The sequence below is a fragment of the Sphingomicrobium astaxanthinifaciens genome, from assembly GCF_022865105.1.
GTDB lineage: Bacteria > Pseudomonadota > Alphaproteobacteria > Sphingomonadales > Sphingomonadaceae > Sphingomicrobium > Sphingomicrobium astaxanthinifaciens.
The window spans coordinates 644,141-668,000 of the sequence record NZ_JAKNYM010000002.1 but is presented as its reverse complement, the minus strand read 5'-3'; the positions used below and the strand labels follow the sequence as shown (position 1 = coordinate 668,000).

Sequence of the window (23,860 nt, the reverse complement as noted above, 5' to 3'; positions counted from 1 at the left end):
CCCTTTTTGTTGCTGGAGACCTGCATGACCGAACGCCGCACCCTCTACCCGATCGTCGAGCCCTACGAGAGCGGGCACATGGACGTGGGCGACGGTCATTCCATCTATTACGAGCGCGTCGGCACCCCGGGGGCCAAGCCCGCGGTCTTCCTCCACGGCGGGCCGGGCGGGGGGATCAGCCCCGCGCACCGCGGCCAGTGGAACCCCGAGAAGTACGACGTCCTCCTGTTCGAGCAGCGCGGCTGCGGGCGCTCGACACCCTTCGCCAGCCTCGAGAACAACACCACGCAGCACCTGATCGCCGACATCGAGAAGCTCCGCGAGCATTGCGGCCACGAAAAGTGGCAGGTGTTCGGGGGCAGCTGGGGCTCGACGCTGAGCCTCGCCTATGCGCAGGCGCATCCCGAGCGGGCGAGCGAGATCATCCTGCGCGGCATCTTCTTCGGCGAGGATTACGAATATGGCTGGCTGTTCAAATATGGCGCCAGCGAGATCTATCCCGACGAGTTCGACCGCTTTCTCTCGGTCCTCCCCGAGGACGGGCGCGACGATCCCATCACCGCCTTCCACCATATCCTCACCGGCGATGACGAGGAGAAGAAGCTCGAGGCCGCGCGCGCCTGGTCGCGCTGGGAGGCGGTGACGGTCACCCTGCTCCCCAATGACGATGTCATGGCGCATATGCAGAACGCCGACCAGGCCATCGCCATGGCGCGGATCGAGAACCACTATATGCGCCACCACTGCTTCCTCGAGGAAGGCCAGATCCTGCGCGATGTGCACAAGATCCGGCACATCCCGGGCGTGATCGTGCAGGGGCGCCACGACAGCTGCACCCCGCCGCGCTCGGCGTGGGAGCTGAAGAAGGCGTGGCCCGAGGTCGACCTCCAGATCGTGCCCGACGGCAGCCACAATTATGCCGAGCCCGGCATCCTCGACGGCCTCGTGCGCGCCACCGACCGGTTCGCCGACCAGTGAACGCGGGCGCGACCATCGCCAGCTCGGGCGCCATCGCGGCCGCGATCGCGGTCGCTGCCGAGCAGAAGCAGATCCTCGACACGCTCAAGGACGCGGGCGCGCTCCGGCCGGCCGACGCCGTCGCGTTGCCGGGCGGGAAGAAAAGCCACGCGCGCACGGTCAAGGCGTTGCACAAGGCGGGCTTTATCGGGCGCACCGCGGGCGGGCATTACTATCTCACCCCAAAGGGACTCGAGCGCCAGCAGGCCAAGCCGCCGAGCACGGGCAAGGTGCTGCTGGTGATCGGCGGCGTGCTGATGGTGGCGCTCGGTATCATCGGGCTCGCGCTCGTGATCGACTGACCCGGGCCGCCGGGGCGACGTCAGAGGTCGGGCAGCGACTGCTTCGCCTTGCCCCAGCCGGTCAACCCCTCGGCATGGCGCAGCAGCTTCTCGAGGTCGCCGACGTGCCAGTCGTGCCCGCTGTTCGCTGACGCCAGTTCGGGCCAGCTGACCGGCACCGCCACCGGTGCGCCCTCCCGCGCGCGCGCCGAATAGGGCATCACCGCGGTCGCGCCGCGCTGGTTGCGCAGCCAGTCGAGGAAGATCTTTCCCCCGCGCTTGTTCTTGCGGATATTGGCGGTGAACCGGTCGGGACGATCTTGCGCCAACGCCCGCGCGAACCGTTCGGCAAAGCTCTTCACGGCGGGCCACTTCGCGCTCGCGTCGAGCGGGGCGACGACATGCACGCCCTTGCCCCCCGTCAGCAGCGGCCAGCTGTCCAGCCCCATCTCCGCAAGGATGTCGCGCACGCTCACCGCCGCCGCCTTCACGTCGGCGAAATCGAGCCCCTCGTCGGGGTCGAGGTCGAACACCAGCCGGTCGGGCGCCTCCAGCGCGTCGTTGCGGCTGCCCCAGCCGTGGAACTCGATCGTTCCCATCTGCGCGCACTGGACGAGCCCCTTGGCGTCCTCGACCCACAGATAGTCCTCGGTGCCGCCGTCCTTCTCGCGGATCGGCACGCCATGCACCGCATCGCCGAGCGCATCGGCGCCGTGCTTCTGGAAGAAACAGTGCTTGGACCGCCCCTGCGGACAGCGCACCAGCGTGAGCGGGCGCCGCGCCGCATGCACCAGCAGCAGCGGCGCGATGGCGGCATAGTAATCGGCGAGCTGACCCTTGGTGACGCGCGCCTGCGCGAAGACCATGCGCTCGGCGCTCGTCACCTTCACCCCGACGCCCGCCGCCGTCGGCAGCGCGCGCTCGCGCTTGACCTGCCGCGCGGGCTTGTCCGACCGCAGCCCGAGGAAACTGGGATGGCGCAGCGTGCCCGCGCTCGTGAATTCGGTGAAGGCGACCTCGGCGACCAGCTTGGGGCTGACCCAACGCGCTTCCTTCGCCTCGCCGCGGGGCACCTCGAGCGGCGGCGTCTTGCGCGACAGGCGTTCGAGCTTCTTCTTGAGCGCCACCATCGTCTCATGGTCGAAGCCGGTGCCGACCTTGCCCGCGTAGCGCAGCGCGCCGTCCTCGTGCACGCCGAGCAGCAGCGAGCGGAAGGGCCGCGCCTTCTTGTCACTTTCCACCCAGCCGACGATGACGAATTCCTGCCGGTTGCTGCATTTCACCTTGAGCCAGTCGCGGGTGCGGCGGTGGCGGTAGGGCGCGGCGGCGCGCTTGGCGATGACCCCCTCCCCACCCTCGCGGCACACCGCCTCGAGCATTGCTTCGCCGCCGCCCGAAACATGCTCGGCATAGAAGAGCGGCGGCGGCGCCCCCTCCATCAGCGCTTCCAGCCGCGCCTTGCGCTCGAGGTTGGTGAGGCCGGTGAGGTCCTTGCCTTCCTCCTCGATCAGGTCGAAGGCGAAGAAGAGGATGTCCTTGCCGCCGCTTTTCCTGAGCGCGCGCTGCAAGGCGCCGAAATCGGGCTGGCCGTCGGACCCCAGCACCACCGCCTCGCCATCGACGAGGCAGCCCTTGGGAAAGTGCGCGCATGCCGCCTCGATGAGCCCCGCGAAGCGGTCCGACCAGTCCTTGCCATTCTTGGTCCACGCCACCGCGTCGCCGGTGTCGAGCAGCAGCCGGTAGCCGTCATACTTATATTCGAACAGCCAGTCGCAACGGGTCGGCACATGGTCGCTGAGCGTCGCCTTCTGCGGCGGGCGGTAGCTCAAGAGGCCTTCTTCTGCGTCGTCTTCTTCGCGCCCGCCTTCTTCTTCGCGGCCGCCTTCGCCTTGCCCTTTCCTTCATCGAGGCTCGCCTTGAGTGCGGCCATGAGGTCGACGACATTGCTGCCCTGCGGACGCTCCTCGTCGAGCGTGGCATCGCCGATCACCCGCTTGCCCTTGGCCTTCACCTTCTTGTCGATGAGATCGCGCAGCGCCTCGACATAGCGGTTCTCGAACTGGCTCGCGTCGAAGGGCGCGGTCTTCTTGTCGATCAGGCTGGTGGCGAGCTCGAGCAGTTCGGCGTCGGGCTTGTCCTCGCCGATCTCGCGGAAGAAGGCCTCGGCCTTGCGCAGCTCCTCCTCGTAGCGCAGCGTCTCGAGCACCAGCCCGCGCCCGCACGGCTTGACGCTCACCACATATTCGCGCCCGCGCATGGCGAGCTGGCCGATCCCGACCTTGCCCGCCTGCCGCAAGGCATCGCGCAGCACGATGAAGGCATCCTGGGCCAGCTCGTCCTGCGGCACCACATAATAGGGCTTCTCGAAATAGATCGCGTCGATCTCGCCGGCATCGACGAACTGGACGAGTTCGAGCGTGCGCTTGCTCTCGAGCTTGACCGCCTCGACCTCCTCGGGCTCGAGCAGCACATATTCGCCCTTGTCGATCTCGTAGCCCTTGACGATCTCGTCGCGGTCGACCGGGCCGATGCCCGGCACCACCTTCTCGTAGCGCACGCGCTGGCCCGAGGGCTCGTGGACCTGGTGGAAGCTCACCGAGCTGCCCGACTTGGTGGCGGGGTAGATTTCGACCGGGATCGCGACGAGCGCGAGGCGGATCTGTCCTTTCCAGCTGGCACGGGCGGGCATCGGGCGGGTTCCTTTCGCCCGGTCAAAGCCCGGCAACGCCGCCGCGTTCCCGATTGACCGGCGCGCCGAGCTTTGGCAGAGGCATCGCTCGCAGCCCCGGGCGGGTATAGTTCAATGGTAGAACACTAGCCTTCCAAGCTAGATATGCGGGTTCGATTCCCGCTACCCGCTCCAGCCGCCCGCAAGGCGGTTGACAGGCGGCGTGGCAGCCGCCAAATGGCGCCCCTGCCGAACATCTGTGGACAGGTGGCCGAGTGGTTAAAGGCAGCAGACTGTAAATCTGCCCGCGCAAGCGTACGCTGGTTCGAATCCAGCCCTGTCCACCATTGTTCCCCCCCGATCATCCCCGATCCCTCCCGCTCCCGCCCCGTCCCGGCGGGGCGCGCGCGCCTGTCTCCATCCGCACCGGAGCGCGCCCGGCGGGCGCCCGCCGCCGGCCTCACCCTCCCGCCGACGCGGGTCGAGCAGCTTGTTTCATAGGCGAAACGTTATAGAAGGCGGCGGCGGTGGCGCGCCGGGCCGATTGAATTGCTGGTTAATGCGGGTTGGTGGTTTCGCGCCGACAATTGCACTAAGGTAGGCGCCTCGCCCGATGCGAGGGCAGAAGAGGTAGTGGACCCGGGACCAAGGATGAGCGAGCAATTGCGCGACGAGCAAGACGCCTCCCCCGAGGCGCGCCTGGCCCGCCTCACCGAGGGGCAGCGCGAATGCCTGCGCCTCGTCGCCGCGCACCACAATAGCAAGGAAATCGCCGCCAAGCTCGGGATCTCGCCGCACACGGTGGACCAGCGCATCCGCATCGCGCTGCACACGCTCGGGGTGTCGCGGCGCCAGCAGGCGGCGCGGTTGCTCGCCGATCACGAGGCGGCGCCGGGGGAAGACCCTTATCAACGCTTGATATGTCAATCTCCGTACATTCCCGACCCCGCCGAACCCGTCCATTCCGAAGCGGCGATCGGCAAACAGATTCGGCACGTCGATCGTGCAGGGAGTTCCGGGCCCGCTCTGTCCAATACCGAGCAGGATGGTGCGGATACCCGGTTCTCCCTGCCTTTGCCGTTTGCCACGCGGCAACGACCCCGCAACGAGATGGGGATCGGCATGCGCCTGCTGTGGATCGCGCTCATCGCCTTGGGCGCGACCTTCTCGGCGGGCATGTACATGGCCGGGCTGGAAAGCCTCGCCCGGCTATTGTCGAGCTGATCCTCCTCGCGTGACCCGGGGTCGCCGCGACGAGAGGAGATTCGCCATGCGCAAGCAAGCCATCCAGGCCGCCGCGTTCGAAGTTGCCACCCAGGTTCGCGCCGTCGAGGACCAGATCGAGGGGGCGATCGCCGCGATCGCCGAGCTGCAGGGTCGCATGATCCACGCGCGCAGCGTGGCGGGGGTGGCCACCGCCACCGGCCACGAGGCGCTCGAGGAGGTCGCCGACAGCATCCAGGCGCTGGTCCGCGCGCGCGGCGGCATGGCCAAGGCGCACCAGGTGCTCAAGGAAACGCAGGCCCTCGTGCCCGGGCTGCGCACCACCGGCTATGGCGACCTTGGCGAATGCCCCGAGACCACCGGAACCGCCGACCTGCGCGTCGTCGCCTGAGCGAAAGGATTGACCGGGTCGCATCGCGGTGCGACCCGGTGAGACCATCATGCTGCCACCCCTCGTCTATACGCTGATCCTGCTCGCCGTCTGCGGCTACGCCTTCGTTGCCGGCGGCCGCGAGCACAAGGTCGTCGCTTCGGTCTCGGTCATCGCCTCGATCGTGACGGTCGTGGTCATGGGCCCCGTCGAGCGGCGCTATGGCGGGGTCGAGATGGGCGTCCTGCTGGTCGATCTCGCGGTGCTCGCCGTCTATGTCGCGCTGGCGCTCCGGTCCGACCGCTTCTGGCCGCTGTGGGTCGCGGGGCTCCAGCTCACCACCAGCTTCAGCCACGCCGCCAAGGCGGTGAACCTCGCGCTGCTGCCGCAGGCCTATGCCGCGGCGGCGCGCTTCTGGGTCTACCCGATCCTGCTCATCCTGCTGATCGCCACCGTGCGCCACGCGCTGCGGCTGCGCGAGGGCGAGCCGTGGCGGATGCAGTCGTCAACCGGCTAGCCCGGCCCCGACGGGCGCGTTAAAAGCCTCGGCATGTTCAATCCGCTGGTTGCCGCCCTGATCGACGCGCTCGCCGACCCCGTGATCCTCGTCGAGGGGCAGCGGCTGATGGCGATCAATCGCGCCGCCCGCGACCAGTTCGGCTTCCGCCTCGCCAATTCGGACATCCGCCTCGCCATCCGCCACCCGCGGGTGCTGGCGGCGATCACCGCGGCGCGGCGCACCAGCCTCGAGGTCGAGGGGCTCGGTCGCGCCGACCAGCCCTGGCTCGTCGAGGTCACGCCGATCGACGAGAAGGTGGTGATGGTCCGCATGACCGACCGCGCCGCGCAGCGGGCGGCCGAGCGGATGCGGGTCGATTTCGTCGCCAACGCGAGCCACGAGCTGCGCACCCCGCTCGCGGGCATCCTCGGCTTTGCCGAGACGCTCGCCGAGAAAGGCGCCATGGACGAGGCGACACGCCGCAAGTTCGCCCGCACCATCGAGTCCGAGGCCAAGCGCATGCTGCGCATCGTCACCGACCTGATGGCGCTGTCGCGGATCGAGGCCGACCGCTACCTCGCGCCGCGCATGGAGATCGACCTCGGCGCGCTGGTGCGCAAGTGCGTCGAGGAGAACCGCCCGCTCGCCGAGCGGCGCGGCTGCGCGATCGCGACCGAGATCGAGGAGGGCGTGCCCGCGATCCTCGGCGACGAGACCCAGCTGCTCCAGCTTGCCGACAACCTGCTCGGCAATGCGATCCGCTATGGCTGCACCGAGGGGTGCGACACGGTCAGCGTGGCGGTGCGGCGATCGGGCCGCGATCGCGTCCGCCTCGCGGTGAGCGACAAGGGGCCGGGGATCGCGCCCGAGCACCTGCCCCGGCTGACCGAGCGGTTCTATCGGGTCGACGCGGCGCGCAGCCGCAACAGCGGCGGCACCGGGCTCGGGCTCGCAATCGTCAAGCATATCGCCGAGCGCCACCGCGGCACGCTCAACATCGCCAGCGCGCTGGGCACCGGCACCACCATCACCGTCGACCTGCCGATCGCGCGCTGACCGCGCGTGCCCGCAAAATCCCGCGCACCGAGTCATCATATTGTCACGCGTCGGTCACAGAGGCTGCCAGAGAACCCCCTATCCGCCCCATTGCATGACGGGCCACGGGGGCCCGAAATGGGGAGAACCAACATGAAGAAATTGCTGCTGGGCGCCTCGCTCGCCGCGCTCCTTACCGCCTGCGGGTCGGGGGGCAATTCGCCGTCCGCAACTGAGATCAAGATCGTCGGCTCCTCGACCGTTTATCCGTTCACCACCGCGGTCGCGGAATCGTTCGAGCGCGCCAATCCGGGCGTGCGCGTTTTCGTCGAGTCGACGGGTACCGGATCGGGCATGAAGCTGTTCTGCGAGGGCCTCGGCACGCAATATCCCGACATGGTCAACGCCTCGCGGCGCATGAAGTCGAGCGAGTTCGAGAACTGTGAGGCCGCCGGCGTCACCGAGATCCTCGAACTGCCGATCGGGATCGACGGGCTGACCCTCATCCACGCCGCCGGCGATGCGCCGCTCACGCTCACCAGCGAGCAGGTCTATCGCGCGCTGGCCGCCACCCCTTATGGCGACGAGCAGACCGCAACCCGCTGGTCGGACATCGATCCCTCGCTGCCCGACACGCCGATCCTCGTCTACGGGCCGCCCCCGACCTCGGGCACGCGCGACAGCTTCGTCGAACTGGTGATGGAAGTCGGGTGCGATGCCAATGCCGAGATGCAGGCGCTCAAGGACAGCGACGAAGACGCGCACAAGACGACCTGCACCAAGATCCGCGAGGACGGGGCGTTCGTCGAAGCCGGCGAGAACGACAACCTCCTCGTCCAGAAGGTTTCGGGCGAACCCGGCGCGCTGGGGATCCTCGGCTACAGCTTCCTCGACGCCAATGCCGACAAGGTCCGCCCGGTCGCGCTCGATGGCGTCGAACCGACCCCCGAGACCATCTCGAGCCTCGAATATCCGGCCGCGCGGCTGCTCTACGTCTATGCCAAGAAGCAGCATGCGGCGGCCAAGCCCGCGCTCGCCGACTTCATCGCCGCCTACAAGGACGCTTGGCAGCCGGGCGGGTTGCTCGCGACCCGCGGGCTGGTCGCGCTGGGCGATGAACAGCGCGCCAGTTCGGACGCCGTGGCGAGCGAGATGACCGTCCTCGACGGCAGTTCGCTCTAGGCGACCGGGGACGGGACGGACGATAGGAAACCGATGAGCCTCTTCGTTGCTGCGATGATCATCCTGGTGTTGGCGGCCGCGGCCGCCTTCACGACGCGCACGCGCGTCTCCGGCCTGCGCCGGGGCGGCGAGCGGTTGCACAGCCTGCCGGGGTATCACGGTATCTACGTCTTCCTGTGGAGCGCGGTCCCCGCGCTCCTCCTCCTTGCCATCTGGGCGATCGTGCAGGGCGGTCTGGTCGAACAGGCCGTCCTCGCCTCGCCGGCGGGGCAGGCGCTGCCCGACTTCGATCTCCAGCGCGACGCGATCCTCAGCGAAGCGCGCGCCATCGCCGGCGGCTACCAGAGCAGCGGTTTCTACCCGCAGTCCGAGGCGCTCGCCCCGGTCCATGCCGCGGCGCGCGCGCATTATGGCTGGATGGGCGCGGGGGTGGCCTTCACCGCCTTCCTCGTCGGGCTGTTGTTCGCGATGCGCCGAACCGGCGCCGCCTTCCGCGCCCGCACCGGGGTCGAGCGCTGGATGATGGTGGTGCTGGTCGGCGCCTCGATGATCGCCATCTTCACCACGCTCGGCATCGTCCTGTCGCTGATGTTCGAGACGCTGCTGTTCTTCCAGAAGGTCAACCCGGTCGAATTCCTGTTCGGCACCCAGTGGAGCCCGCAGACCGCGATCCGCGCCGACCAGGCCGGTTCCTCGGGCGCCTTCGGGTCGGTGCCGCTGTTCTGGGGCACGATCTTCATCGGCGCGATCATCGCCATGATCGTCGCCATCCCGCTCGGGCTCATGAGCGCGATCTTCCTCACGCAATATGCGCACGCCCGGGTGCGCGCGTGGCTCAAGCCGATCCTCGAGATCCTCGCCGGCGTGCCGACCGTGGTCTACGGCTATTTCGCCGCGCTGACCGTGGCCCCTGCGATCCGCGACCTCGGGGTCACCCTGGGCATTCCCGCCAGCTCGGAAAGCGCGCTCGCCGCGGGGCTCGTGATGGGGATCATGATCATTCCCTTCGTCTCCTCGATGGCCGACGATTCGATCGCCGCGGTGCCGCAGGCGATGAACGACGGCTCGCTCGCGCTCGGCGCGACCCGCTCGGAGACGATCAAGAAGGTCATCTTCCCCGCCGCGCTGCCGGGCATCGTCGGCGGCATCCTGCTCGCGGTCAGCCGCGCCATCGGCGAGACGATGATCGTCGTCATGGCCGCCGGGCTGGCCGCCAACCTTACCGCCAATCCCTTCGCCAGCGTGACCACCGTGACGGTGCAGATCGTCCAGCTGCTCACCGGCGACCAGGAATTCGACAGCGCCAAGACGCTCGCCGCCTTCGCGCTCGGCCTCGTCCTCTTCTTCATCACGCTGCTGCTCAACCTCTATGCGCTGCGCGTGGTGCGCAAATATCGGGAAGCTTATGAATAGTCCGCGCGAAGCGACCGGGCCGGCCCGCCGCTGGTCGAGCGAGACGATGCAGAAACGCGTCGCCGCGCGCTATGCCGCCGAACGCCGCTTCCGGCTGTTCGGGCTGGTCGCGGTCGGCATCTCGGTCGCCTTCCTCGCCTTCCTGCTCGTCACGATGGCGATCAACGGGCTGTCGGGCTTCACCCGCACCGAGGCGCCGCTGACGGTCGACCTGTCGTTCACCGAGCCGCCGCGCGAGGAAACCGGCAGCCGCGCCGAGCGTGTCGGCCGGCTGCTCGCCGACGGCGCGCTCGGCGGCATGATCCGCGAGGCCGCGACCCGGCAATATGGCGCCGAGGCGACCCGCCTGTTCGCCGACGGGGCGACCATCGAGCTGGCCGAGGCGCTGGTCGACGACCCCGATCTGGCAGGCACGACCCCGACGCTGTCGCTGCCGGTGGCGAGCGAGATCGACATGGCCGCCAAGGGCGATGGCTCCGCCGCCGCCGAGGCGCTGGTCGCCACGGTCGAACAGCGCGCCGAGCTCAGCCGCGCCTTCAACTGGACCTTCCTCACCGCCTCGGATTCGACCGACCCCAGCGCGGTCGGGGTGTGGGGCGCGCTCAAGGGCTCGATGCTGACCATCCTCGTGACCATGGCGCTGGCCTTCCCGATCGGGGTGCTCTCGGCGGTCTATCTCGAGGAATTCGCGCCGCGCAATCGCTGGACCGACATGGTCGAGGTGTCGATCAACAACCTCGCCGCGGTGCCCTCGATCATCTTCGGCCTGCTGGGCCTCGCGGTGTTCCTCAACGTCATGCACCTGCCGCGCTCGGCGCCGCTGGTGGGCGGGCTCACGCTCGCGCTGATGACCATGCCGGTGATCGTCATCGCCGGGCGCAACGCGATCAAGTCGGTGCCGCCCTCGATCCGCGATGCTGCGCTGGGGGTCGGGGCGAGCCGGATGCAGGTGGTGTTCCACCATGTCCTGCCGCTGGCGCTGCCCGGCATCCTCACCGGCACCATCATCGGCATGGCGCGCGCGCTGGGCGAGACCGCGCCGTTGCTGCTGATCGGGATGCGCGCCTTCATCGCCTCGCCCCCCACGGGGATCACCGACAAGGCGACCGTGCTGCCGATGCAGATCTTCCTCTGGTCCGACGAAGTCGATCGCGGCTTCGTCGAGAAGACCTCCGCCGCGATCATCGTGCTGCTGCTCTTCATGCTCGCGATGAACGCCCTCGCCATTTACCTGCGCAACCGCTTCGAGCGCCGCTGGTAGGAATGAACCGATGAACGATACCACCACCGCCACCGCCGCCGACACCAGCGCGGCCCCCGCGCTGCCCAAGATGCGCGCCGAGAACGTCAACGTCTTCTACGGCGACAAGCAGGCGATCAAGGACGTGTCGATCGAGATCTTCGACGACAAGGTCACCGCCTTCATCGGCCCCTCGGGCTGCGGCAAGTCGACCTTCCTGCGCACCTTGAACCGGATGAACGACACCATCCCCTCGGCGCGCGTCGAGGGGCTGATCGAGCTCGACGGCGAGGACATCCACGCCCCCGCGATGGACGTGGTCCAGCTGCGCGCGCGCGTCGGCATGGTGTTCCAGAAGCCCAACCCCTTCCCCAAGTCGATCTACGAGAACATCGCCTACGGGCCGCGCATCCACGGGCTCACCAGCTCGAAGAGCGACATGGACGCGATCGTCGAAAGCTCGCTGCGCCGCGCCGGGCTGTGGGACGAGGTCAAGGACCGCCTCGATGAGAGCGGCACCGCCTTGTCGGGCGGCCAGCAGCAGCGGCTGTGCATCGCGCGCGCCATCGCCGTGGACCCCGAGGTCATCTTGATGGACGAGCCCTGCTCGGCGCTCGACCCGATCGCCACCGCCAAGATCGAGGAACTGATCCACGAGCTGCGCGGGCGCTACGCCATCGCCATCGTCACGCACAACATGCAGCAGGCCGCGCGCGTGTCGCAGCGCACCGCCTTCTTCCACCTCGGCAACCTCGTCGAATATGGCGAGACCGGGCAGATCTTCACCAACCCCACGCAGCAGCGCACGCAGGACTATATCACTGGCCGCTATGGTTGATCGCGACACCCACGAGCCGCTCATGTCGGCGCACACGCTCAAGGCCTTCGACGAGGACCTCGACCAGCTGCGCGCGCTCATCAGCGAGATGGGCGGGCTGGCCGAGCACCAGATCCGCGAGAGCATGCGCTGCCTCACCCAGCGCGATGTCGAGGGCGCGCGCAAGGTCGTCGCCGACGATGCCAAGATCGACGAGCTCGACCGCCAGACCGAGCAGCGCGCGATCCAGACCATCGCGCTGCGCGCGCCGATGGCGGGCGACCTTCGCGACGTCGTCGCTGCGCTCAAGATCTCCACCGTGGTCGAGCGCATCGGCGACTATGCCAAGAATATCGCGCGCCGCGTCGAGCAGCTCGAGACCGCGCCCGCTATCGAGCCGCTCTCGCTGATGCCCGAGATGGCGCGGATCGCCACCGAGATGGTGCACGATGTCCTCAACGCCTTCGTCGAGCGCGATGCCGAGACCGCGCTGCGCGTCGCGCGCCGCGACCAGGCGGTCGACGACTTCTACAATTCGATCTTCCGCACGCTGCTCACGCACATGATGGAAGACAGCCACCATATCGGTCACGCCACCCAGCTGTTGTTCGTGGCCAAGCATCTCGAGCGGATCGGCGATCATGCCACCAACATCGCCGAGATGGTCTATTATGCGGCCACCGGCGGGATGATGGCCGACAAGCTCGAGCGCGACGACACCGTCTGAGCGGCGCGCGCGCGAACAAGAGGGGGAGATGGCGCCAATGTCGGACAAGAAACTCCTGCTGGTGGAGGACGACCGCGCGCTGGCCGATCTCGTCACCTACCATTTCCAGCGCGCGGGCTATGCCGTGACCCGCACCGGCGACGGCGAGGAATCGCTGATCCTCGCCGAGGAAATCGTGCCCGACCTCGTCATCCTCGACTGGATGATCGAGGGGATCAGCGGGATCGAGGTGTGCCGCCGCCTGCGCCGCCGCCAGTCGACCGCCAACCTGCCGATCATCATGCTCACCGCGCGCGGCGAGGAGGACGATCGCATCCGCGGGCTCGAAACGGGTGCCGACGATTATATCACCAAGCCCTTCTCCCCCAAGGAACTGGTCGCGCGCGCGGGCGCGGTGCTGCGCCGCGTGCGCCCCGCGCTCGCCGCCGAGACGCTCGAATATGCCGGGCTCGAGATGGACCTCGCCGCGCACCGGGTGAAGCGCGACGACAAGCCGATCTCGGTCGGGCCGACCGAATATCGCCTCCTGAAGCATTTCATGGAGAACCCCGGCCGCGTCTTCTCGCGCCAGCAATTGCTCGAGACCGTCTGGCCGCACAGCGAGGATATCGAGCTGCGCACCGTCGACGTCCACATCCGCCGCCTGCGCATCGCCCTCAACGAGCATGGCGGCCCCGACCTCATCCGCACCGTGCGCGCCGCGGGCTACGCGCTCGACGCCGACGGGGCGGGCTGAGCGCGGTCGAACACCCCCCGATGGCGTGGTTCATCCTCTTCCTTGCCGGGCTGTTCGAGATCGTCTGGGCGACCGCGATGAAGCAGTCGGACGGGTTCAGCCGCCTCGGCCCCAGCATCGTCACCGTCGCCGCCATGCTGGCGAGCTTCGGGCTCTTGGCCTGGTCGATGAAGGTCCTGCCGCTGGGCACCGCCTATACCATCTGGACCGGCATCGGCGCGGTCGGCGCCTTCATCATCGGCGTCGCCTATTTCGGCGAGGCGCTCAGCTTCCTGCGGGTGACAGCGGCGGTGATGATCGTCGGCGGGCTCGTCCTGATGAAGCTCGCCACCCCCGGCTGAGCGCGGGCACCGCGCGCGCGTCGCGATGCCTTGAAAAACAGCCCCCCGCTTGCAACGCGCCGCGTCCCGGCGCATTGGGCGCCCATGGCACGCAAACGTAAAGGCAAGCGCGGCGACAACCCCAACCGCCCGCGCTTCTGGGGCAAGCACGCGGTCGCGGCCGCGCTCGACAATCCGAACCGCACGGTCCTCAAGGCCTGGACCACGCAGGAAATGGCAAACTTCATGCAGTTCCCGCCCGAGGTGCAGGTGGTGCGGGCCGAGGTCACCGACCTCGCGCGCCTCGTCCCCCACGACGCCCCGCACCAGGGGGTGGTGATCGAATGCGAACCGCTCGAGGACGTGTGGCTCGGCGATGTCATCGCCGGGGCGGGCGAGCGCTCGACTATCCTCGTCCTCGACCAGGTCACCGACCCGCACAATGTCGGCGCGATCCTGCGCTCGGCCGCCGCCTTCGATGTCGATGCCATCGTCACGCAGGACCGCCACGCGCCGCCCGAGGGCGGGGCGCTGGCCAAGGCCGCCTCGGGCGCGCTCGAGACGGTGCCGTGGGTGCGCGTCGTCAACCTCAGCCGCGCCCTGGAGGAGCTGGCCGAGGCCGGATACTGGCGCATCGGGCTGGCGGGCGAGGCCGACATGACGCTCGCCGCGGCGCTCGGCCCCAAGCGCGTCGCGCTGGTGCTCGGCGCTGAGGGTCCCGGCATGCGCGCCAACGTGCGCGACCATTGCGATGCGCTGGCGAAATTGCCGATCAGCGAGCGGATGGAGAGCCTGAACGTCTCCAACGCCGCCGCGATCAGCCTCTACGCCGCCGCCACCGCCGACCACGGCTGATGGTCCAGACGCAGGCGAGCCTCGATGCGCATCTCGACGCGCTCGCCGCGATCGAACCGGCGTTCGCCGCGGTGATCGAGACGCATGGGCGCCCCGCCCCGCGCGTGCGCCCGTGCACCCACGTCACCATGCTGCGCACCATCGTCGGCCAGCAGGTCAGCGTCGCGGCCGCCGACAGCATGTGGAGGAAGCTCGCCGACCGCTTCGGCGAGGACCCCGACCTCGAGGCGATGATGGTCGCCGACGACGACGCGATGCGCGCCGCCGGCCTGTCGAGCCAGAAAGCGGGCTATGCGCGCAGCCTCGCGCGGCTGGTGCATGAGGGCGAGGTCGATTTCCGGCACCTGCCCGAGGACGACGAGGCGGCGATCGCCGAACTCACCAGGATCAAGGGCATCGGTCGCTGGTCGGCGGAAATCTACCTCCTCTTTTCCGAAGGGCGCCCCGACGTCTTCCCCGCGGGCGACCTCGCCGTGCAGGTCGAACTGGCGAAGATTCTTAAGCGGCCGGAACGCCCGCCCGAGAAGCTGGTGCGACAATGGGCCGAACCCTGGTCACCGCATCGCGGCGCCGCCGCCATCCTCGCCTGGCACAGCTATATGGTGCCGCCGATGTAGGCACGGTGCGCTCGAGCGGCGCGTCAGAGCGGCTTGAGAGCGGCGTCGCGGATCAGCTTGGGGCGCACGTCGGCGCGGATCGGGGCGAGCCGCCCCCCGCTCCCGCCACTGCGCCCGACCATATAGGCGACCGCGGGCTCGCCGATGATCGCCGGGTTGGCCTGCCCCGCCGCCCGGCGCGGCGCGACCACGAGGATCGGCATCAGCAGCGGTCGCTCCTCGATCACGTAGACCTTGGCGCTCGCCAGCGGCAGCGCCGCGCGCCCGGTCAGGCTGCGCCCCTGCCCCGGCGCCAGCAGCGGCACCGGCGCCGCGCGCCCCGTTGCCTGCGGGTGCGCCGCGAATTCGGCGATCTGCTGCGCCTGCTCGGGCCCGGCATTGAGCATGGCGACATCGAAATGCACCGCGTGCGCGGCCCCGGTGCCCCGATTGACGAGGTCGATGCGATAGTCGAGCCACAATTCCTCCTCGTCGATCGCGCAGCGCAACGGGGCGACCGCGACCTGGAGGTCGGGCTTGAGCGTGGTGGTCACCAGCCCGCTCGGCGCGGGCGCGGGATCGGGGCGATCCGGCGCGGGCGGCGACGGCGCGGGGCGGGCAGGCGCGGGGCGCGCCGACGCGTGCGCCGGAGGAGACGCAGGCAATGGGGGCCGCGCTTCTTGTGCCACCTTCGTCGGACCCAACTGCCCGCTCCCCCCGCGCGCCTTGCGGCGACGCGCGATCAGCAGGAAGGCACCGATGGTCACGATGACCGGGACCAGCGCGAGCAACCAGCCCTTCAGATTCGTCGCTTCTTCCTCCAGTTCCGGCGCCGGTGCCCGCGGGGCAATCGCGACCGAGGGAGCCGTCGGCTCGGTCGCGACCAGCGTCCTCGCCGCCTCCTGCGATCGGGTCGACGCGGAAGCGGAAGGCGTTGCCTCCGAACCGCTCGCCGCCACGGGCGGGGCTGCGCTCGCCGCAGTCGGCGCCGCCCCAGGTGGGGGCGCGGTCGGTCGCGACGGCGCCGGTTCCACCGGGCGCGGCGATGGCGCGACAGAAGGTGGGGGCGCTGGCGTGCCCGGGGATGCAGGCGGCGAGGCCTGCGGCCGCGCGGGGGCGCGGTCGGCGGGATCGAGCGAGAAGTCGCGCAGCGATTCGGGGCCGACCGCGCCCTCGCGCGCGGCCTCGCCCGTCTCGCCCCCGCTCGGCGGGATGGCGACGATCTCGTTGGTCGCCGGCTGCTGCTGGGCGGCAAGCGATGCGGGGGCCAGCAGGAGCGCCGTCGCGGCGGGAAGCAGGATCTTCATGTCGGGCGGCGACCAAGCAGGATCGCCCCCCCTTTGCAAGGGCTCAGGCGGCGTCGACCAGCACCAGTTCGACGTCCCGTTCGCCCGCTTCGATGACCAGCGTGTCTTCCTCATGCGCCGCGACACCATCGCGCGCGCCGGCTGAATGCCCGTTGACCGTCACCGCGCCCGAGGGGACGAGGTAGAGATAACGATCCCGGCCGGTCCGATATTCGAGCGTCTTGCCCGCGGGCAGCGTGGCCCCCAGCACCTTCGCATCGGCGTTGAACGAGAGCGCGCCATCGTCGGGATCGCCCGAGGCGAGCAGCTGGAAGGCGCCGTCGCGCGCGTCCTTGGGGAAGGGCATCTGTCCCCACGCCGGGTCGGCGTTGGGCCTGGCGGTCTCGATCCAGATCTGGAACAGCGTCGTCTGCTCGTCCTCGAGATTATATTCGGCGTGCATCACCCCGCGCCCGGCGCTCATCACCTGCACGTCGCCCGCCGCCGTACGCCCCTTGTTGCCCATCGAATCCTGGTGCGTGATCGCACCCGTGCGGACATAGGTGATGATCTCCATATCGCGGTGCGGATGCGGCGGGAAACCGCTCTTGGGGGCGATCTCGTCGTCGTTCCAGACGCGGATCGGCCCCCAGCCCATGCGGGCCGGGTCGTGATAATTGGCAAAGCTGAAATGGTGGCGCGCATCGAGCCAGCCATGGTTCGCATGGCCCAATGTGTCGAAGGGTCGGATCTCGATCATGAAAGGGAAATGGTCGGGGGTGCCCCCGCGTTTCAAGCCGCGCTCATGCCCGCAGGGCACAGCACTGTAACCGCCTGGGCTAGCGAGCGATGTCGGTGCCCCCTCGGGCGACCGGCTAGCCCACCACCTCCAGGTCGCCCGCATAATGCGCCGCCTTCTCGGCATAGAGCTTGGCGGACGCGCGCAGCAGCCGCACCGCATCCTCATCGAGCGTGCGGATCGCCTTGGCGGGCGCGCCGACGATCAGCGAGCGTTCGGGAAACACCTTGCCCTCGGTCACCAGCGCGCCCGCGCCGACGATCGACTGCCGACCGATCACCGCATGGTTCAAGATCCGCGCGCCCATGCCGATCAGCGCCTCGTCCTCGACCGTGCAGCCATGCAGGATCGCCTGGTGCCCCACCGTCACCCGAGCGCCGATGGTGAGCGGCGCGTCGGGGTCCGAATGGCCGATCGCGCCGTCCTGGAAATTGGTCTCCTCCCCAAGGATGATCGGGGTGTTGTCGGCGCGGATGACAGCGCCGAACCAGACGCTCGCGCGCGCGCCCAGCCGGACATCACCGACGAGGTCGGCCGAGGGCGCCGCCCAGGCCCCGTCTTCGAGCCGGGGGGCAAGGTCGCCAAGAGCGTAGAGCGTCATGCCTGCCGTCCTAGGCGCTCGCGCGGCGAAGCGGAAGCCTCGCGTCCCCGCCGGCGGCGTCACGGGGCCCGGAGGCGCAGGGCCTGGCGATGATGCTGGAAGGACGAACCCGGGGGGGCGGCAGCCCCGCGACCCGAACGACTTGCGGTCTCGAAAGTATGGTGCCCAGGAGAGGACTGCCTGACCTGGCTAGAAAATATCTGATTTCTGCGGTTCCTAGTCGCTCCAGTATGTGCAGTTAAGTGCCAGTCGCTAGTGCAGGACGCAAGGGGGATGTCGGTTTGAGTCCCTCTTAAGGACTCACACTTGGGGCTCCCTTAGGGAAAACCAAGGGAAAGCACGCTGCTGAGCTTCTCGAGCGAAACGCGCTTGTTGACCCTTTTCCAAAACCACTTCCTCAGGCCATCCAAGACGGCGCATCCAGTCAGCCGATTTAGGCGGTGAGAAGGCCCTAATCGAACGCTCGCTCACCTCTTCTGCAGTCTTAGGTGTCCATCGAGGCCGCAATTCATAAGCGATGTCCAAATCGCTTAGAGTGTCGGTTTCGGTAAGGTAGCTTCCAAAGACCGCCAGGTGCGTCACGTCGTAGGCATAGACATCGTCGCCATTGATCTCGTCGACAGCCTCTAAGACCTCTTGGAGAAGGAGTTCGGCTTCATTCCGCGAGATCCGTTCCAGCTTCTTGGCTTGGGCTACTGCGTTACCCGCGAGCGTGTTGCGGACAACACCTCGCCCATCTTCTTCAATCCACCCGCGCGCCAGCAGTTCGTCGAGTAGTGAACCAACCTCGTATTGGCTGCTGCGCAGTTCAATGAGATAGTCGCGACTGACGGACTGAGTGGTGAGCTTGAGGAAATCACGCACCTGGATCGTCGGTACGCCAGCGACTATTTCATCCCAATCGAGTTCCAACGCTAACTCCCTGTGAACAACGAGAACTAGACACTAGTTTCGGGCCGACGTCGCGTCACTCACCTATATCTTGCTCAGGGTTGCCAGCCTTCACTGGATTCCGAAAAAAGCAGGTAGGCGGGGAAGCGAGCCAAAAGCCTAACCAGCAAGCGCACGATAAACGCATGCCCGACCGATTTTCAGTTCCCTCGCGATCTCAGACGCACCCATTCCAGTATTCCTGAGGCGTTGAACCTCACTTGGATCTATGGATTTGGGGCGTCCTTTGTACACGCCCTTGGCCTTCGCCTTCTCTATGCCGTCCTGCTGGCGCTCACTGCGACTTTGCTTTCGGTAACCAAAGTAGCTATTTATTGTAATTCTTACGTGCCTATCATTTTTTATTTTCTCAAATCGTCGACAGGACCGGTAAATTTGCAAACCAACCCACTCTTACAGTAAGTGATTTTGACGCGCCCTCCAAGTTCATGAGCCAAACCTCGCTCTAAGAGATTACTGCCAAAACCCTTGCGTTTCGGTTCTGCAACAATGGGCCCTTCAATTTCTCGCCATTCAAAATTAAACTGATTGTTGCCATCAACATCCCAAGAAATGCGGACAGACCCACGATCTGTTGAAAGTGAACCATATTTAAACGCGTTTGTAGTAAGCTCGTGAATAGCCAGAGAAATTGTCACAGCGTGTCGAGATGAAACAACAAGTTGTGGGCCGGAATAGTTTATGCGGGACACGCATACACCCGAACCTACGAGCGCAGCTTTTATTATATCGCCAAACTGGGCGCCGGTGCCTTTTTGAGCAACGAGCAAGTCTTGAGCCGCGGCCATGGCCATAAGCCGTCCACTGAACACTTCATGAGCACGCTCTTTTGTATTGGCCATCCGAAATGTCTGGTTTGCCACAGCGTGTACGACAGATAATACGTTCTTCACACGATGCCTAAATTCATTCAGAAGTAAGCTTTGTCTCTCCGCAGCCGATTGGCGCTCTAAAACTCTCCCTACCTGCTCACCGACGGCTCGAACTGTCAGCAATAATTCCGCATCTGGCGACACCGGCATCTCGGAAAAAAATTCTAAAATTGCGACGATGCGACCATCGCACTTAACCGGAAACCCAAAAGCTCCCCGAAAGCCATTACCCCTCCGAGGAAAGTTGGCATCATCGTCGGTATCTGCGATCCAATGAGACTTGCCCGTGGCTAATATCGTGCCAGGCAGCCCCAAACCCCGCTCGAAGACAATCTCCTCGGTCGCAAATCTTATACGATCAGACTGCCCTTTTGTGGTCTCGAACCACACTCCTGACGATCGCAATTCGGGAGAGGGGCCAGGCGCGACAATGAAGGCATGCCCTACGGGCCAGCCAATTATCTGGCAGCATGCCTCCAAAGCTGTTTTGAGAATGGTATCGAACGGACTCGTGCTCGCCGCCATGCTCACAATGTTGAACATGAGACGGTTTTTCTTAGCTTCCTTTTCTAGCTTCGCCTCCGCCTCTCGTCGATCAGAGATGTCTCGTATGAATCCAACGTAGACTCTTATGTCGGCAGGTTTAGCCGCGGTGATCGCGAGCTCTACAGGTATTTCGTGACCATCTCTGTGAAGCGCCGTGATTTCGATCCGGCGATGCAGCACACGCGGCTCACCTCCGTTTGCAAGCCTGGCTAGCCCATCCCTGTGGGCCTGGCGATATTGAGCAGGAACGATGAGTTGACTCAAGATTTGGCCCTGCGCTTCTCGTGCAGTCCATCCAAACGTTTGTTCTGCAACACTATTCCAGCCGGCGATGACACCGTCCTCCGTCATCATCACTACAGCGTCCAACACTGTAGCGAGAATTGGATCCAAATGCGGAGCTGGCGCGGGGATCAGTGATGCGGCCATGTCAGTAGCGTTACGCACTCGCATCAAGTGGGGCAACCTATATTATAAACATCAGCTGTCCTGATAAGCGACATTCAGGTAGAAGCCGATTACACGGATATATCAGCAGGATTAATCAATGGCCGAAGAAATCAAATGCGCCAGTGAGGCGGCACACATCCCAGGCCGAAACTGCTGGAAAGTAGCGTCAGCCGAAAAAGTACGGCTGATCATCGACGCCCAAGATTTTTTCCAGGATTTGAAGACTGCTTTGTTGTCGGCAAAGAGGCAGATTCTGCTTATTGGATGGGATTTTGACACCAGGATCAGTCTCGATGGGCCCTCAGGAACAGAATCATTGGGAGAACTGATTAGCGAGATCGTCCGCAACAACCCTTCGTTGCGAATTTATATACTCAAATGGAATTTTGCTGCGATCAAACTACTCGCCCGTCGCGGCATGGTTGCCGATCTTTTAAAATGGATGTGGCATCCACGAATTAAAGTTAAGTTCGATAGTGCCCATCCGTATGGCGCCAGCCATCATCAGAAATTGATCGTCGTTGATGGCAACCTCGCATTTTGCGGCGGGATCGACGTTACGGGTGGTCGCTGGGACACGCGCAAACACGAAGACGATGTAAAAGTTCGCCGAACGCCTGATGGCGAGCAATATGAGCCCTGGCACGATGTCTCGATGGCGATTTATGGGAAAGCGGCCGAAGTTTTGGGTGAACTCGCATATGACCGTTGGGAACGTGCCGGTGCCAAACCAATCACACCCATAAATGACTTAAGTGATTGGCCCTTTGATGGAGCGGTAACGGCGAGCGACGTTAATGTAGCTATCGCCCGCACACGTGGAGAGCATCGAGACGCTCCAGAAATTCGCGAGATTGAGACCCTCTTCACGGATCTCATAATTCAAGCGAAACGATATATATATATCGAAACGCAGTATTTCGCTTCACGGAAAATTACGTCTGCAATCGCGCAACGTCTGACCCAATCCGACTCTCCCGAAATCGTCGTAATAATGCCAGAAAGCGCCGAGGGCTGGCTAGAGCAAGTGGTGATGGACACGGCTAGAGCCAAATTCGTAACAAAGCTAAAGAGCTACGATAGATACGGCAAATTCAATATTTTTCATCCTTACACCGCCCAAGGCGCTGCCATTTATGTGCATGCTAAAGTCATGATAGTTGATGACGTGGTTCTCCGCGTAGGGTCGGCTAATATTAACAATCGATCGATGGGTTTCGACAGTGAATGCGATTGCTTGATTGATGCCCGGTCAGCAGGCGGCGAAGAACTGAAAAATACCATTAATCGCATCCGCAATTCGTTGCTTGCCGAGCATCTCGGCCAATCGGAAGAAGCGGTCGGCGCGGCGCTTGCGGATGCGTCGATGCTGGAGGTAATTGATCGCTTCCGCGGCGACGGAAAAACGCTTAAACCTTATACGGTCGAAGAAACCAGCGAGATTGCCGACTTCGTTGCCAGCGAGGACCTTCTCGATCCGACCGGAGAACCGGATGAGCAGGCAGAATCGATCAATCGTCCACCACATTGGTGGAAGCGAAGCTAAGTGCTTGGCACGGTTTTTGTGTGTGCTTTCGTGCGCAGCTGCGCGTGCACGGCCGTAATGCGAGGGAAGGCTAAACCATCCCTGCCCCAGCCTCACGGACTGGTCGGGAAATTCAATCAATGATTGCTAGCCGGTTGAAATTTACCGTGGATCGGTTGCGGCAGATGCTTTGGGTCAAGCCCCTCGGTTACGCCCTAATCGCAACAGCAGTGGTTTTTCTAGGCCAAGTGGCTGACAATCTCGCGTTGCAGGAGATCGTCCCGAACATCAGTCCCGGCACGATTGAGAAGCTTCTTACGGTGATCTCAGCCAGCATGCTTGGCGTCGCGACTTTCGCAGTGGCCTCTATGGTCGCAGCTTACGCATCGGCAGGGGGAAATGCGACGCCGCGCGCTTTTTCGCTCATCATTGCTGACGGAATGTCGCAGACAGCTTTGTCAAGCTTCGTAGGCGCGTTCATATTTAGCATCGTCGGCTTGATAGCATTATCGGTAGGCTACTTTGGGATAGCTGGTCGATTCACGTTGTTCGTTTTCACGCTCATCACCTTCGCTTGGGTCATTGTGACGTTTGTGCGCTGGGTTGACAATATTGCGCGACTTGGTCGGTTAGGCGACACGATCACGAAAGTCGAACATGCGACCCGCAAGGCCTTTGCCCAGTGGCCTGCCCATGCACCGCTTGGGGCAGCGGCGGTTGGTCCACGAACCGGTGGAGGCATAGATGTCTTCGCCGAAAAATGTGCTTTCATTCAGCATATCGACATCGACTGCCTCGAAAAATGGGCGAATGACAACGAAGCGGAAGTGCTTGTTTTTAGCCATCCCGGAGCGCTGGTCGATCCGGCACGTCCGCTGGCGAAGGTGTTTTCCGATAACGCAGAACGTGGGTTTGACTTCGACAAGGTTCGTGATGCCTTTGTCCTTGGCGATGCCCGCAGCTATTCCTCCGACCCTCGCTTTGGCTTGATCGCACTCTCCGAAATCGCATCGCGCGCCCTTTCACCCGGCATCAATGACCCAGGAACCGCGATCGATGTTACGGTACGAATGGCTAAAATTATCAGAGATTGGGATACGCAGGATTGGATAGGCAACCCCTACGAACCGCGCAAAAGAGTAATAGTCAGAGCCCTCGAGGCAGCAGATATTATAGAGGATGCTTTCGGCGCGATTAGCAAAGATGGCGTCGACTCTGTCGAATTCGGGGTTTGGTTGCAGAAGTCCCTCAGTTTGCTGACTATAGGGACTTCTCAAAAGCTTTCTTGCGCTGCGCAGCAGCAAGCTTTTCTATCTCTCGAAAGGGCTCGAAAAAAACTTGATTTCGCCCCTGATTTTAAACGCATCGAGAAAGCGTATGGTGACAAGCTTGAGCCATATCCGCCCATTTAGCTCCTAAATGAGCATGCGTTTGCACGATCCCAACATGTGATTCAACACCGCAGAAGGAATAGGCCTTTCTCATCGAACAGCTTACGCTCACGAGGCGCGGCCTTGGCCTGACGAACGGCATTATCAGTCAATGCCATCGGATTTCTCGAACAGGACGAAAAAAGCCCCAGAAAAGGCCCCCAGAATTCTATGGCTGCAGGCAATCAACAGCGAACGATGACGAACAATCATCCACGGTTCTTACCAGAATTCTGGGATTTTTCCAATCGTTAGCGGATGATTGCGAACGAAGAGATGGTGCCCAGGAGAGGACTCGAACCTCCACGGGGTTGCCCCCGCCGCCACCTGAAGACGGTGCGTCTACCAATTCCGCCACCTGGGCACAGATGCGTGAAACCGCGGTAGGACGCGGCCTCTATTCGCAGCCCCGACCGCTTG

At 64.9% G+C, this 23,860-nt stretch carries 25 protein-coding genes, 3 tRNA genes and 1 pseudogene; 20 read left to right on the top strand and 9 right to left on the bottom strand.

The features are described from left to right. Positions 1-24 precede the first annotated feature (24 nt). The gene (gene pip / locus L8951_RS07120) at positions 25-978 is read left to right on the top strand and encodes a prolyl aminopeptidase (protein WP_244382296.1); all 954 of its coding nucleotides are present in this window, start codon (positions 25-27) and stop codon (positions 976-978) included. Then, entirely contained in the window at positions 975-1,319 is a 345-nt protein-coding gene (locus tag L8951_RS07115) for a hypothetical protein (RefSeq protein WP_244382295.1), read from the top strand. Before pip ends, L8951_RS07115 begins: the two co-directional genes overlap by 4 nt. Positions 1,320-1,339: 20 nt before the next feature. Here L8951_RS07115 and ligD read toward each other — a convergent pair whose 3' ends face one another. Both ligD and ku read right to left on the bottom strand, forming a co-directional pair. After that, the gene (gene ligD / locus L8951_RS07110; RefSeq protein ID WP_244382294.1) at positions 1,340-3,127 is read right to left on the bottom strand and encodes a DNA ligase D; all 1,788 of its coding nucleotides are present in this window, start codon (positions 3,125-3,127) and stop codon (positions 1,340-1,342) included. Then, a complete protein-coding gene (gene ku, locus L8951_RS07105) occupies positions 3,124-3,987 on the bottom strand; it encodes a non-homologous end joining protein Ku (protein WP_244382293.1) in 864 nt (287 codons plus the stop codon). The genes ligD and ku overlap by 4 nt, the downstream gene beginning before the upstream one ends. Before the next feature lie 100 nt (positions 3,988-4,087). Between ku and L8951_RS07100 the strand changes: the two genes are divergently transcribed. The 16 genes and pseudogenes from L8951_RS07100 to L8951_RS07030 all read left to right on the top strand — a co-directional run bounded on the left by L8951_RS07100 (position 4,088) and on the right by L8951_RS07030 (position 15,001). After that, positions 4,088-4,161, top strand: a tRNA-Gly gene (locus L8951_RS07100). A gap of 66 nt (positions 4,162-4,227) precedes the next feature. Then, positions 4,228-4,313 (top strand) — tRNA-Tyr (locus tag L8951_RS07095). A 304-nt stretch (positions 4,314-4,617) separates the two neighbouring features. After that, the gene (locus tag L8951_RS07090; RefSeq protein ID WP_244382292.1) at positions 4,618-5,190 is read left to right on the top strand and encodes a helix-turn-helix domain-containing protein; all 573 of its coding nucleotides are present in this window, start codon (positions 4,618-4,620) and stop codon (positions 5,188-5,190) included. A gap of 46 nt (positions 5,191-5,236) precedes the next feature. Beyond that, positions 5,237-5,581, top strand: coding sequence for a hypothetical protein (locus L8951_RS07085; protein ID WP_244382291.1), 345 nt, complete (start codon positions 5,237-5,239; stop codon positions 5,579-5,581). A 49-nt stretch (positions 5,582-5,630) separates the two neighbouring features. Further along, positions 5,631-6,077, top strand: a complete 447-nt coding sequence (locus L8951_RS07080) for a hypothetical protein (protein WP_244382290.1) — start codon at positions 5,631-5,633, stop codon at positions 6,075-6,077. Between the two features lie 33 nt (positions 6,078-6,110). Beyond that, positions 6,111-6,614: pseudogene (locus L8951_RS11730) on the top strand (histidine kinase dimerization/phospho-acceptor domain-containing protein); the annotation flags it as partial. After that, positions 6,603-7,115 carry a sensor histidine kinase gene (locus tag L8951_RS11725; RefSeq protein ID WP_407696411.1) on the top strand — a complete coding sequence of 171 codons (513 nt, stop codon included), beginning with the start codon at positions 6,603-6,605 and terminating at the stop codon, positions 7,113-7,115. The pseudogene L8951_RS11730 and the gene L8951_RS11725, both read left to right, overlap by 12 nt. 132 nt (positions 7,116-7,247) lie before the next feature. Further along, positions 7,248-8,276 carry a substrate-binding domain-containing protein gene (locus tag L8951_RS07070; protein ID WP_244382288.1) on the top strand — a complete coding sequence of 343 codons (1,029 nt, stop codon included), beginning with the start codon at positions 7,248-7,250 and terminating at the stop codon, positions 8,274-8,276. A gap of 33 nt (positions 8,277-8,309) precedes the next feature. Continuing rightward, positions 8,310-9,689, top strand: coding sequence for a phosphate ABC transporter permease subunit PstC (pstC, locus tag L8951_RS07065; protein WP_244382287.1), 1,380 nt, complete (start codon positions 8,310-8,312; stop codon positions 9,687-9,689). Further along, on the top strand, positions 9,682-10,950 hold the full coding sequence (gene pstA, locus L8951_RS07060; protein ID WP_244382286.1) for a phosphate ABC transporter permease PstA: 1,269 nt from the start codon (positions 9,682-9,684) through the stop codon (positions 10,948-10,950). Before pstC ends, pstA begins: the two co-directional genes overlap by 8 nt. Before the next feature lie 10 nt (positions 10,951-10,960). Then, a complete protein-coding gene (gene pstB, locus L8951_RS07055; RefSeq protein ID WP_279614736.1) occupies positions 10,961-11,767 on the top strand; it encodes a phosphate ABC transporter ATP-binding protein PstB in 807 nt (268 codons plus the stop codon). 22 nt (positions 11,768-11,789) lie between these two features. Continuing rightward, a complete protein-coding gene (gene phoU, locus L8951_RS07050; protein WP_244383212.1) occupies positions 11,790-12,473 on the top strand; it encodes a phosphate signaling complex protein PhoU in 684 nt (227 codons plus the stop codon). A gap of 37 nt (positions 12,474-12,510) precedes the next feature. Further along, positions 12,511-13,209 carry a phosphate regulon transcriptional regulator PhoB gene (gene phoB, locus L8951_RS07045; RefSeq protein ID WP_244382285.1) on the top strand — a complete coding sequence of 233 codons (699 nt, stop codon included), beginning with the start codon at positions 12,511-12,513 and terminating at the stop codon, positions 13,207-13,209. Between the two features lie 20 nt (positions 13,210-13,229). Continuing rightward, complete coding sequence (locus L8951_RS07040; RefSeq protein ID WP_244382284.1) at positions 13,230-13,550, top strand: DMT family transporter; 321 nt, start codon at positions 13,230-13,232, stop codon at positions 13,548-13,550. 84 nt (positions 13,551-13,634) lie between these two features. Next, positions 13,635-14,384 carry a 23S rRNA (guanosine(2251)-2'-O)-methyltransferase RlmB gene (gene rlmB / locus L8951_RS07035; protein WP_244382283.1) on the top strand — a complete coding sequence of 250 codons (750 nt, stop codon included), beginning with the start codon at positions 13,635-13,637 and terminating at the stop codon, positions 14,382-14,384. Beyond that, the gene (locus tag L8951_RS07030) at positions 14,384-15,001 is read left to right on the top strand and encodes a DNA-3-methyladenine glycosylase family protein (RefSeq protein WP_244382282.1); all 618 of its coding nucleotides are present in this window, start codon (positions 14,384-14,386) and stop codon (positions 14,999-15,001) included. Before rlmB ends, L8951_RS07030 begins: the two co-directional genes overlap by 1 nt. 23 nt (positions 15,002-15,024) lie before the next feature. On the opposite strand, the gene L8951_RS07025 is transcribed toward L8951_RS07030, so the two are convergent. The 6 genes from L8951_RS07025 to L8951_RS07000 all read right to left on the bottom strand — a co-directional run bounded on the left by L8951_RS07025 (position 15,025) and on the right by L8951_RS07000 (position 20,464). Next, positions 15,025-16,287 (bottom strand): hypothetical protein, encoded by a 1,263-nt coding sequence (locus L8951_RS07025; RefSeq protein WP_244382281.1) that lies wholly within the window; start codon positions 16,285-16,287, stop codon positions 15,025-15,027. A 43-nt stretch (positions 16,288-16,330) separates the two neighbouring features. Continuing rightward, positions 16,331-17,026 (bottom strand): pirin family protein, encoded by a 696-nt coding sequence (locus L8951_RS07020; protein WP_244383211.1) that lies wholly within the window; start codon positions 17,024-17,026, stop codon positions 16,331-16,333. A gap of 115 nt (positions 17,027-17,141) precedes the next feature. Further along, positions 17,142-17,666: a gamma carbonic anhydrase family protein gene (locus L8951_RS07015; protein WP_244382280.1), complete on the bottom strand. Its 525-nt coding sequence runs from the start codon at positions 17,664-17,666 to the stop codon at positions 17,142-17,144. A gap of 300 nt (positions 17,667-17,966) precedes the next feature. Continuing rightward, positions 17,967-18,578, bottom strand: coding sequence for a hypothetical protein (locus tag L8951_RS07010; protein ID WP_244382279.1), 612 nt, complete (start codon positions 18,576-18,578; stop codon positions 17,967-17,969). Positions 18,579-18,716: 138 nt separating this feature from the next. After that, a complete protein-coding gene (locus tag L8951_RS11630) occupies positions 18,717-18,851 on the bottom strand; it encodes a helix-turn-helix domain-containing protein (protein ID WP_265535974.1) in 135 nt (44 codons plus the stop codon). A 107-nt stretch (positions 18,852-18,958) separates the two neighbouring features. Continuing rightward, the gene (locus L8951_RS07000; RefSeq protein ID WP_244382278.1) at positions 18,959-20,464 is read right to left on the bottom strand and encodes a sensor histidine kinase; all 1,506 of its coding nucleotides are present in this window, start codon (positions 20,462-20,464) and stop codon (positions 18,959-18,961) included. A 118-nt stretch (positions 20,465-20,582) separates the two neighbouring features. Between L8951_RS07000 and L8951_RS06995 the strand changes: the two genes are divergently transcribed. Beyond that, entirely contained in the window at positions 20,583-22,031 is a 1,449-nt protein-coding gene (locus tag L8951_RS06995; protein WP_244382277.1) for a phospholipase D-like domain-containing protein, read from the top strand. A 134-nt stretch (positions 22,032-22,165) separates the two neighbouring features. Beyond that, on the top strand, positions 22,166-23,422 hold the full coding sequence (locus L8951_RS06990) for a DUF2254 domain-containing protein (RefSeq protein ID WP_244382276.1): 1,257 nt from the start codon (positions 22,166-22,168) through the stop codon (positions 23,420-23,422). Between the two features lie 295 nt (positions 23,423-23,717). Here L8951_RS06990 and L8951_RS06985 read toward each other — a convergent pair. Next, a tRNA-Leu gene (locus L8951_RS06985) sits at positions 23,718-23,804 on the bottom strand. Positions 23,805-23,860 lie beyond the last annotated feature (56 nt).

Bases quoted from the DNA above. Each gene is read 5' to 3' on its own strand.
- L8951_RS06995 (WP_244382277.1), top strand. From the start codon at position 20,583: ATGGCCGAAGAAATCAAATGCGCCAGTGAGGCGGCACACATCCCAGGC.
- ku (WP_244382293.1), bottom strand. From the start codon at position 3,987: ATGCCCGCCCGTGCCAGCTGGAAAGGACAGATCCGCCTCGCGCTCGTC.
- L8951_RS07030 (WP_244382282.1), top strand. From the start codon at position 14,384: ATGGTCCAGACGCAGGCGAGCCTCGATGCGCATCTCGACGCGCTCGCC.
- pip (WP_244382296.1), top strand. From the start codon at position 25: ATGACCGAACGCCGCACCCTCTACCCGATCGTCGAGCCCTACGAGAGC.
- L8951_RS07090 (WP_244382292.1), top strand. From the start codon at position 4,618: ATGAGCGAGCAATTGCGCGACGAGCAAGACGCCTCCCCCGAGGCGCGC.
- L8951_RS07080 (WP_244382290.1), top strand. From the start codon at position 5,631: ATGCTGCCACCCCTCGTCTATACGCTGATCCTGCTCGCCGTCTGCGGC.
- L8951_RS07020 (WP_244383211.1), bottom strand. From the start codon at position 17,026: ATGATCGAGATCCGACCCTTCGACACATTGGGCCATGCGAACCATGGC.
- pstB (WP_279614736.1), top strand. From the start codon at position 10,961: ATGAACGATACCACCACCGCCACCGCCGCCGACACCAGCGCGGCCCCC.
- pstA (WP_244382286.1), top strand. From the start codon at position 9,682: ATGAATAGTCCGCGCGAAGCGACCGGGCCGGCCCGCCGCTGGTCGAGC.
- L8951_RS07015 (WP_244382280.1), bottom strand. From the start codon at position 17,666: ATGACGCTCTACGCTCTTGGCGACCTTGCCCCCCGGCTCGAAGACGGG.
- L8951_RS07025 (WP_244382281.1), bottom strand. From the start codon at position 16,287: ATGAAGATCCTGCTTCCCGCCGCGACGGCGCTCCTGCTGGCCCCCGCA.
- L8951_RS07070 (WP_244382288.1), top strand. From the start codon at position 7,248: ATGAAGAAATTGCTGCTGGGCGCCTCGCTCGCCGCGCTCCTTACCGCC.
- rlmB (WP_244382283.1), top strand. From the start codon at position 13,635: ATGGCACGCAAACGTAAAGGCAAGCGCGGCGACAACCCCAACCGCCCG.
- phoU (WP_244383212.1), top strand. From the start codon at position 11,790: ATGTCGGCGCACACGCTCAAGGCCTTCGACGAGGACCTCGACCAGCTG.
- phoB (WP_244382285.1), top strand. From the start codon at position 12,511: ATGTCGGACAAGAAACTCCTGCTGGTGGAGGACGACCGCGCGCTGGCC.
- L8951_RS07000 (WP_244382278.1), bottom strand. From the start codon at position 20,464: ATGGCCGCATCACTGATCCCCGCGCCAGCTCCGCATTTGGATCCAATT.
- L8951_RS11725 (WP_407696411.1), top strand. From the start codon at position 6,603: ATGGCGCTGTCGCGGATCGAGGCCGACCGCTACCTCGCGCCGCGCATG.
- L8951_RS07040 (WP_244382284.1), top strand. From the start codon at position 13,230: ATGGCGTGGTTCATCCTCTTCCTTGCCGGGCTGTTCGAGATCGTCTGG.
- L8951_RS07085 (WP_244382291.1), top strand. From the start codon at position 5,237: ATGCGCAAGCAAGCCATCCAGGCCGCCGCGTTCGAAGTTGCCACCCAG.
- pstC (WP_244382287.1), top strand. From the start codon at position 8,310: ATGAGCCTCTTCGTTGCTGCGATGATCATCCTGGTGTTGGCGGCCGCG.